This window comes from Cryobacterium sp. TmT2-59 (assembly GCF_004403545.1).
GTDB lineage: Bacteria > Actinomycetota > Actinomycetes > Actinomycetales > Microbacteriaceae > Cryobacterium > Cryobacterium shii.
The window spans coordinates 1-1,859 of record NZ_SOGM01000003.1; the positions used below are offsets into that span (position 1 = coordinate 1).

Below are 1,859 nucleotides of genomic sequence, written 5' to 3' on the forward strand. Positions count from 1 at the left end.
CGGCGATCAACGATGGGCTGGACATGGTGGGACTTCCTGATTCTCGACCTACGTCAAACGGCGGACTTGCTCTGAGCTACTGGCCTCAACTCACCCTGACACGTAGGGGAGCGACAGCGTTGAACGACCCGGCAATCCGTGAGGCCGCGTACCGATATGCACAAGGTCTGCGATCGCTGTTCAACAAGCCCGAGATCGTTGCGCTGCTGCGGTCCGGGGAGGACGAGACGTACTGGCGTGCAGTCCTGGATCACGCCTTCGACGGATGCCTCCAGTCGGTACTCGACGAGTACGCCCACGTCCTCATCGAGTCCGAAGGTCTTCAGGACGCGGCCGCACACCTGCGAGCCGAGACACTCACTACGACGATGACAGAAGCGCTCGCGACCCGCGCAACGCACAACGCAGTCGAGGACATTCAGGTCATCAACGGTGAGATCCGTCTTGAGGATCGTCGCATCAACAGCCACTTCGCGGCACGCTATGGCCGCGCCCAATCCAGCGACAAAGCAGCGATGCGCGAGACGACCGTGCGAGCGGCCTACAATTCGCCGTTCCGCCCATTTGTGCTGGCCTCGACCTCCGTTGGTCAAGAAGGCCTGGACTTCCACACTTACAGCCATGCCATCGTCCATTGGAACCTCCCCGGGAACCCGGTGGATCTGGAACAGAGAGAGGGTCGCGTCCACCGTTACAAGGGACACGCGGTCAGGAAGAACGTGGCCGCTGAGCACGGTGCGGCAGCCTTGATCGCCGACCAAAACGATCCGTGGACAGCCGCATTCGACGCTGCCCAGGAAAGTCTCACAGACGATCAGGGCGGCATCAAACCATTCTGGATCTACACCTGCCCAGACGGAGCAGTCATTGAACGCTACGTTCCCGCGCTACCGCTGAGTCGTGAAACTCAGCAATACCGGCGACTCCTGCGCACCGTGGGCGCCTACCGCCTCGTAATGGGGCAGCCACGCCAAGACGACTTGATCCGATATGTGGGCCAGGATCTGTCGTGGCTGCGCATTGACCTGACTCCGCCGTCAACTGAGGAGGTTGCTGAAGACGAGGCCCCTATGGGGACATTCGAGGGCCTTGACGTCAAGCCGCTCGAGGATGAAAGCTATGCCGGGATCGTCGGCCACTGAGCCCCACGTCCGGTGGTAACTACGCCACGTTGAGGGACTTGACCTCGGTCTCGCTGAAAACCATCCACTACCGCGAAGAAGTGCGCGTCGACGAATTTGAGGAGACTCTTACCGGCCCGGAGTCATATTTTCTGATCAAGCCAGGAACTTAGTGTGCAGGGCCGAGCCCCGGCCATCTGTATCCCATTTGTGGAACGTTACTGTTTGTGGAACGACACTTCAACCTCGCTGAACTCGGTCCGAAGGGGGACAGGCAAATCCCACATTCACTCGTAGTTCGAGCCAACGTCGTTCAGTTCCCGAGCCCGCAGGCTCACACTTGTGTGTTTTCCTTTTCGGCGGGGGACACATGGCAGTGTCGCTGGTCAGCGGCAAGATGAAGCCATGACCGAGACTGCCTCATCCGGCTCTTTGGATGCTTTCTGGACGCTGGAATCCGTACCTTTCGCTGACGAGCACAAGGCTCGACTGGCGTCTTTCCAGAGCGGCGACGAGAGGTTCGTCTGGGGCGTTCACAGGGACACGGGCGAGCCGTGGTTCTTGTCGGAAGACACGGCCCACGAATCACGTCCCTTCGTCAAGGAGTACATCGTGTGCCCCGTGCCCGGCCCCTACGTGTCAGGGTGAGTTGAGGCCAGTAGCTCAGAGCAAGTCCGCCGTTTGACGTAGGTCGAGAATCAGGAAGTCCCACCATGTCCAGCCCATCGTTGATCGCCG

At 60.0% G+C, this 1,859-nt stretch carries 2 protein-coding genes; both read left to right on the forward strand.

The window, feature by feature from the left end; all coding sequences use genetic code 11:
• The coding region (locus E3T24_RS00200; protein ID WP_277871419.1) for a helicase-related protein at window positions 1–1,142 on the forward strand (1,142 nt) is incomplete at its 5' end.
• A 384-nt stretch (window positions 1,143–1,526) separates the two neighbouring features.
• Complete coding sequence (locus tag E3T24_RS17725) at window positions 1,527–1,769, forward strand: hypothetical protein (protein WP_134434138.1); 243 nt, start codon at window positions 1,527–1,529, stop codon at window positions 1,767–1,769.
• Window positions 1,770–1,859 lie beyond the last annotated feature (90 nt).

What these genes read in the sequence shown, in the direction of transcription:
- E3T24_RS17725 (WP_134434138.1), top strand. Translation starts at nt 1,527, where the DNA reads ATGACCGAGACTGCCTCATCCGGCTCTTTGGATGCTTTCTGGACGCTG.